Source organism: Parashewanella curva (assembly GCF_003675895.1).
Taxonomy (GTDB): Bacteria; Pseudomonadota; Gammaproteobacteria; order Enterobacterales; family Shewanellaceae; genus Parashewanella; species Parashewanella curva.
In genome coordinates, this window is sequence record NZ_ML014871.1 from 1 (window position 1) to 6,709 (window position 6,709).

The 6,709-nt window shown below is 39.9% G+C and carries 11 protein-coding genes; 8 read left to right on the top strand and 3 right to left on the bottom strand.

The genetic code is table 11. The features are described 5' to 3' along the window. Positions 1–77: 77 nt before the first annotated feature. Together D5018_RS20105 and D5018_RS20110 are read right to left on the bottom strand one after the other, a co-directional pair. Positions 78–398 (bottom strand): DUF6933 domain-containing protein, encoded by a 321-nt coding sequence (locus tag D5018_RS20105; RefSeq protein WP_121840768.1) that lies wholly within the window; start codon positions 396–398, stop codon positions 78–80. A gap of 62 nt (positions 399–460) precedes the next feature. Then, a complete protein-coding gene (locus tag D5018_RS20110; RefSeq protein WP_121840769.1) occupies positions 461–1,144 on the bottom strand; it encodes a helix-turn-helix transcriptional regulator in 684 nt (227 codons plus the stop codon). Between the two features lie 106 nt (positions 1,145–1,250). Between D5018_RS20110 and D5018_RS20115 the strand changes: the two genes are divergently transcribed. The 8 genes from D5018_RS20115 (at position 1,251) to D5018_RS20145 (ending at position 5,996) form a co-directional block, all read left to right on the top strand. Continuing rightward, entirely contained in the window at positions 1,251–1,451 is a 201-nt protein-coding gene (locus tag D5018_RS20115; RefSeq protein ID WP_121840770.1) for a MerR family transcriptional regulator, read from the top strand. Between the two features lie 66 nt (positions 1,452–1,517). Beyond that, positions 1,518–2,036 carry a phage regulatory CII family protein gene (locus D5018_RS20120; RefSeq protein ID WP_121840771.1) on the top strand — a complete coding sequence of 173 codons (519 nt, stop codon included), beginning with the start codon at positions 1,518–1,520 and terminating at the stop codon, positions 2,034–2,036. Positions 2,037–2,047: 11 nt separating this feature from the next. Further along, positions 2,048–2,197, top strand: a complete 150-nt coding sequence (locus D5018_RS21805; protein ID WP_165905127.1) for a hypothetical protein — start codon at positions 2,048–2,050, stop codon at positions 2,195–2,197. A 24-nt stretch (positions 2,198–2,221) separates the two neighbouring features. Beyond that, the gene (locus D5018_RS20125) at positions 2,222–2,464 is read left to right on the top strand and encodes a hypothetical protein (protein WP_133309356.1); all 243 of its coding nucleotides are present in this window, start codon (positions 2,222–2,224) and stop codon (positions 2,462–2,464) included. A gap of 72 nt (positions 2,465–2,536) precedes the next feature. Continuing rightward, positions 2,537–2,797, top strand: coding sequence for a hypothetical protein (locus D5018_RS20130; protein WP_121840773.1), 261 nt, complete (start codon positions 2,537–2,539; stop codon positions 2,795–2,797). Positions 2,798–2,822: 25 nt separating this feature from the next. Further along, positions 2,823–4,823, top strand: a complete 2,001-nt coding sequence (locus tag D5018_RS20135) for a replication endonuclease (protein ID WP_165905128.1) — start codon at positions 2,823–2,825, stop codon at positions 4,821–4,823. A 57-nt stretch (positions 4,824–4,880) separates the two neighbouring features. Further along, the gene (locus D5018_RS20140; RefSeq protein ID WP_121840775.1) at positions 4,881–5,243 is read left to right on the top strand and encodes a hypothetical protein; all 363 of its coding nucleotides are present in this window, start codon (positions 4,881–4,883) and stop codon (positions 5,241–5,243) included. Positions 5,244–5,531: 288 nt separating this feature from the next. Next, positions 5,532–5,996, top strand: coding sequence for a hypothetical protein (locus D5018_RS20145; protein WP_121840776.1), 465 nt, complete (start codon positions 5,532–5,534; stop codon positions 5,994–5,996). Positions 5,997–6,014: 18 nt separating this feature from the next. Here D5018_RS20145 and D5018_RS20150 read toward each other — a convergent pair whose 3' ends face one another. Continuing rightward, positions 6,015–6,518 carry a hypothetical protein gene (locus tag D5018_RS20150; protein ID WP_133309357.1) on the bottom strand — a complete coding sequence of 168 codons (504 nt, stop codon included), beginning with the start codon at positions 6,516–6,518 and terminating at the stop codon, positions 6,015–6,017. Positions 6,519–6,709: the final 191 nt, after the last annotated feature.

A 6,709-nucleotide genomic window follows, 5' to 3' on the forward strand; every position in this document is an offset into this window, starting at 1 on the left:
TAATCGGTAAACGTGATGTGAATTTCTTTGAAGTTCCATATACAGGATAATATAGACTGGGAACCGCCCAGTCTACACTATCCAGCACGGGGGCAAGCCCCCGAGATTTTCGCTCCGCTCGTTAAAAAAGCCGAATCGTCACCTTTCTTTGGAGCGGGGAAGGCAAGGCAGTAGCGAGATAAGTAATCCATTGCCAGTAAATATTTTTTTCGTTTTATCGATACGCAATGCAATACCCAGTGCCAATGGAAGTTGTTTTTACCTGATAGCGTATCCGTTTGCTGAATGTCTTCAGCGATACTGTTATTAGGTGATTGCTGTATAAGAGTATATTGTTGACCTTTTCGGACAATAGTAAAAAAATCTGCAGCAGCTTTGGTGCAATTAAACGCTAACATTTTTTATTTGCCTTGAGAAAAATCTTGAAAAATTGTGCGCTCAGCAAGCTTGAGTTTGTCATTCAGTTTTTACCCAAAACCGACGCCACCTTCCCAATAACCTTGGTCGTTTCTCTATTCAATAAATACTTTTCGCCATCGTCATAACAGTAGGTGTTGCCATCAGCCAGTTGTTTCAGTTCACCGATTTGATGTGCACCGTTGACGCTATAGAGATACTGACCTTTAGTGATCACAAGCTCATTAGTATTGATGAAAAGCAGATTACCAGCTTGTTCGATTGCATAACCATCATCAGTGATCCCGACACGCTTATGGAATTGAGTATCTACTGGGAATGCTTCAACTTTTATCAGTTCGCCATTTTCTATTACGAAAACAGCTAAGCTAGATAAATTAGTTCTACCTTCATTTTCCTGTGATTTTTGAGTGTTATCATTACTTGCAAACTGGGTATTTTTGAAAATATCAGGCACACCTTTTCCATATCCGAAGCAAAGATAATCTAAGGGCACACCTGTAGCTAAATTAATGCGAACCAGCATTTCATAAGGCGTGGTGTTGCGGGTTTGCCAAGTTGAAAACGTGCCGGGGTGAGTGCCGAGAGCTTCAGCTAGCTCCAATCTATTTCTGACTCCAAATAAACGGATCAGCCTTTCCACAATATCTTTACCACCGTCAGCTTGCACAGCTGAGTTTAACGGGTGCTCGAATTTTGCATTTTTTAACTTGACTAGGTTACTCATTAGATCAACAATCCTTTTCGCTCGTTAATTTATTTATCTAAAGCTCACAGGCTTTTTTCTTTTGCCAATACATAAAGGCAGTGAATTGTTATAAGGATACATTCAAATGAGTGAAATTGCGATCCAGATAGCTGTCCCTTATTTAACAGTGGAACAATACTCACGTTTTTCAGGTATCCCTGAAAACACCATTCGCTGGATGATCCAGCAAGGGCGGTTGCCTATTCGAAGTAAAATTAAGCCTAAAGAAAAACCATTGATTAATTTATTGGCACTGATGCGTGAAGCAAACGATCAGGTTATATAAATTTAACCTTCAATCGACTGATTAAATTAATCGTTAGTACTTTATTAAATCATTAAGGTAAATGCTATGTTTGCAAATGATAAACCTACACATATACATGTGGATCACGCTTACAGGGAGTTTGCCAAGCAAGAAAACATTAAGGATATCGCACTGGCAGCGGGGTTCCATAATCCACAATTACTACGCAATAAATTGCGTTTAGGTCAAGCTCATAAACTCACTGTCTCTGAGCTGATTAAAATCGTGAAAGTCAGCGGCAACCGCTGCATTATCGACGGCTTGTTGTTAGATCTTCATTGCCAACCCTCTATGCCATTTGAGGCTGAACAAACTTCAGAAACTCTAACTTTGAGTGATCACCTGCTAAAAATCTATACCAACGCTGGAGAGTTATCAGAGCAAATCAAACTTGCAAAGGATAAACGAGGCGTTACCAACGATATAAGGCATCAGGTTGTAAGTCGTTCGATGACAATTATCAACGAATTAAGATTGTTGATCCAACGTGTTGAAGCTCAATGCCCACTCAATTCAATCGTTGATACACCAAGAATTCACCGGAGTTTACAAGTCGTTTCCTAAGGAGGATCACGATGATTCTTTCTAATAATGCCAATGAGCGTGATAGGGAGCAACAAAGCACAGTTGAGTGCGAGTTAACCATTGCAGAGCAAGCCATCCAAGCCATGCGTTACCAACTTGGTCAGAGTAGTATCGCCAGTCGCTATAACAAGCTTAATTGACATCAAAAAATGGTGCTGCTGTTTGTGGCTTGTATAAATGCCAATCTTTATTGGGATCTCTCGTTTGAACAATTGACTCGGCAGCAGCGCCTGAAAGTGAGAGAGGCTATCATCACTATTTCAAATTTAGCTTCTCCATTTAAAGGGCTGAATTTAGATAAAAGACAATGCGTTGCTTTATCAAACGCAACATTAAAACCTGTAACACCTTCAGGTTCCACTCGAAATCATCAAAGCCAAACATTCCACCTAAGCGCTCCACCATAGTCTCTAATTAGCTCTACATAGTAACCATCTCTAACTATTCAATATGCCATTCATCAATCATGAGGAAAGGTTATGACTTCTTGCGCCTTTAATTTAGCTAACCCACAACACATCTCTATGCGTCGTTTGATGGCGGAAATCTACCAAAAGTTCTTTCATGCATTACAACAAAAGAATTTTTATACAGCACAAAAATATCAAGGGATGGCATCAGCCTTAGTTTCAGTGTCTTTGTTGGTGTTACGTGATGTAGAGCTATACGAAATGAGTGCCTTGCTCAGCGATGTTTTGCATGTGCAATTGCAATATCAACAGTGGCGAACAGCTGCTTAGTGTATTGATTCAAGGAGTATGCGCTATGAATGTTAAAGAGTTTGAAAAGCAGTTAGGAGTATCGGTAGCCGATATTTTTCAAGGTAAAGCTAACAATGATCTAGTTTGGTTGGTCAATACCCTAGATTCGTTACCCGATTGTTTATCTTATCCGTTATTTGCCGACTTCATATCAGGCTATTTATCGCTTAATGGCTTGCAATCCATAGAGAGTCTAAAACATCAAGTCAGGATCAAAGTTGATAACCTCAAAACCAACTTAAATTGGATGGACAGCCAGTTAGTTCGTTTACCACAAGATTCAGCCAATACGCTGAAAAAAATGTATCTGAAAAAGCTTGAGCGCTATCCCAATGGCCGCAGCCCAAATATTTGGCTGAGAAAAAAAGTAAAGTTTATCCTATCTTCAATAAGGAAATGTCCAATTCCTCTCCACCATCTAAGCTCAGAAGTAAGCCGAACTGATAACGCCTACGAGTGGTCAAACCGATGTTTGAAGATCTTAGAAAACCTCACAGAAAATCAAACTAAACAGGTTGATCCCGTAAAGCTAATAACAGCGGTAAAGCAGCCAGCTGAACAATGGGATATATGCCCAAGGCTGCCAGATCTTGAAAAAATGCAGCAATCTCTAACTCAAGGTGACGATGTGACTTATCAATTGGAGTTGATAGCAAAAGCATTAGTACGCCTTATCAATGTAGATTGGTGGCGCAGCCAATTAACCAAAGTCTATCAGCAATACAAAGAGCACATTGCCATCATTGTCGGCAAAGTTCGCAGTGGTGTTTCTGCTTATGTATCTCAAAGCACACTACAGGAGTACCAAGCCAGAAAAAAAGCCAATACCGAATGGCTAAAAATGATAATGCTCGTTAATGAGCAACACGAACTTGAGTTACCACTGATTAAGGCGGTGCAGGCATCCATATCGAATCCTGTAAATCGAAAAATTGAATTGATGGTGAGAATGCGAGGCTTTGAACAATTAGCTGAAGAGAATGGTTATGTCGGTGAGTTTTATACTTGGACAGCACCATCGAAATACCATTGCTGGAATAAATCTGAGTCAGGCAAAGGCTACTACAACTCAAGCTATCAAGGTGCGACACCAAGTGATACCCAAAAATACCTTTGCAAGCAATGGTCAAAAGTCAGGGCTAAATTTGCCAGAAAAGAAATAGAAACCTTCGGCTTTAGGGTCGTTGAGCCTCACCATGACGGTACACCGCACTGGCATTTACTACTGTTTTTCAAGCCAGAACAAGTGGAGCTAGCTAGGCAGATCATTTGTGAATATGCCGTTGAGCACGATAAAGACGAATTGAATATTACAGGCGACGACTTCAAGCCTGAAGATTGTAACCCTCGTTTTGATTTCAAAGCGATTGATCCAGCCAAAGGCAGTGCAACAGGTTACCTTGTCAAGTACATCGCCAAGAACATTGACGGTGCTTATGTTGATATCGACTTTGAAGCTGAAAGCTCTGGTAAACATGCCGCAGAAGGCGTTGCAGCTTGGGCAAGTACATGGCGGATACGGCAGTTTCAGCAAATCGGTGGTGCGCCAGTCACAGTATGGCGAGAGTTACGAAGGCGAAGACAAGCAATCACTAATGACGATATTTTAGAGCGTGCTAGAAAAGCCGCCGATTCTGCCAACTGGCAAGGTTACATCGAAGCAAACGGTGGACTTGATTGCAAGCAAGGAAATCGCCCCGTCAAGCTTGCTAAAATTGTTAACGAAGCGGCGAACCGTTACGGTGAAGACATCATTAAAATCATTGGCGTAATGGCAGTAAAAAAAGTGCAAACACGGCTAGAAGGTTGGGAGCTACACAAACCACAAGTAGAAAACAGTAAAGCTGAAAGGGAAGCAATGATCTCTGATGCTCTTCGCTCTTTAAGCAGCGGCAGCTGCGCTCCTTGGAGATCTGACAATAACTGTACGGAGGAAAGTGAAGATCTTTATTCACAATTTGAAAAACAAGAAAATATCGTAGAGCCGGACTGTTACCTTGCTTGATATCAAGATATGATTCTGGCTTACAGTGAAAATTTACTTACATGAATGAGCGCAACAATGAAATTTGAAGAGCAATTTATAGTTGAACTGCAAGCGATTGAGTCGTCAATAGTTGGTGTATACCGAAAAAACGCTGAGACTTATGACTCCCAAGTTGAAAGAGCATTAAGTGCTGTGGTTAAGGATTTAAAAGCAAAACAAAAAAACACTACAATTCAGCCTAATTCGTCTTTGTCGGGTAATGATTTTCAACTCTATAGTGCGATCACAAATGCTTGCCAAACTTTATCAGATAGTGATCCTGAGCTGTCACTAGAAGACTTGCTCAATTGCTGTAAAGCGGTCAAGAAATCCGTTAAGCGTTGGAATAAAGAATACGGTAGACAAGGCTATATAACCTTCATTTCTCGCTTCGTTTAGAAGTAAATCTTCTTTCAAAGTCGTATGCTGCGTTTTGACGCAGCTCGTAAAACCATAAAAGAGTATAAATAAACTGTAGAAAAACATTAATTTTTGTTCATTTTTGCAAGACAGCGTCTTCAAAATTTTAGTAACATTGAGTCCTCATTAGTCCATACTCGTCTATACCAGTCTATTTCAGTCCACAAAGGCTAGAATCAAAAATATTAACTTTTCAAAAAGGGTATTGAAAAGGCTAGCTTTGATAAGTAGTTTCCACCTCAAGGTCTACTTGATGTGTGGTTGTCTATGTACTCTTTATTCAATCTTAGATATTCAGAACTTAGCTTCAATGAAATGATGCTAAATTGGGAAAGTTGCTTCGTCGGTTATCAAAAGGAATATGAGCTGCTGATTAGTCGTTTTCCAAACATCATCATAGAGCTGAAACGGTTCTCCATCTTCGTAACAGACAAGATTTATATTGAAAACTGCTCAGTTTTTGATTTTTGCCTTTGTAGAGCCATGAATCAGTATCTAATCCAGAAAAGTAATGATGAATTTCTTGCATTAGACGCTTTGAGAAAAACGCTATTTAACACAGCATTAAAGTCGCTAAAAAATATTTCGATCATCGACTCTGCAGGCAGTGAATGGATAGCAGATGAAAATAATCCTTTTAAGCATTGGTTGGATGCGCAGCCGCAGCGTTATTGTATGCTCCAAGAAGGAAAGTTGTCTTTGATTAGCCATAAGTATAGAGAAGTGGCATAGGTGTATTGAGTGAACAGTTTAGCTATAAGTTAACCCCAAACTTTCTCTAAACGCTACTCTTCTCATTCTGAGTATAAACCAGTCCATTTCAGCTTTGTTATGTACCAAAAGCATTGGAAAGTCGGTGTGATGCTTATCGGTGGCAAGACCTAGAAACTCTTTAGAACCAAAAAAAGTTTTACCAAAACTTAATCCATTATGGATATTAAACTCGGTGCGGATGCCGTTGATCTCAAATTCATCTTTACTGATGGTGTTTACGTCATTCCAGCGGAAAACAGTTTCGTTATAACCATTAAGTTTCATAAATTGCTTACCGACACGAAATAGGCCGCAGCGGTCAAGAAGCTTATCGCCAAAATAGATACTGTTCCACTCTGGATGTGTTGAGTGGGTGACTCTGCTGCTTTGATGTTCGTATACGTAAGACATATAAGTGCAGCCATAGTTGTAAGCAAGGTCTTGGTATATTTGCTCAAAGGTGTCATTAAAGCCGGAACTCTGAATTATCTTACTCATCATTAGCTCCTTTGTAAGCAATAAGGTTTTTGAAAGCCTTGGAGTCTTTAACGACTTTTTTGCTCTGATTATACCCAAGTGAATTCAAATTGCAGATGTGAGCGTTTGAAAGTTGTCAGTAATTCTACTCGTTAAAGTATCTGCAATTTCTGGTAGTTTGACATCGAAAAAGTAATTTATCCGTTCTCGGAACT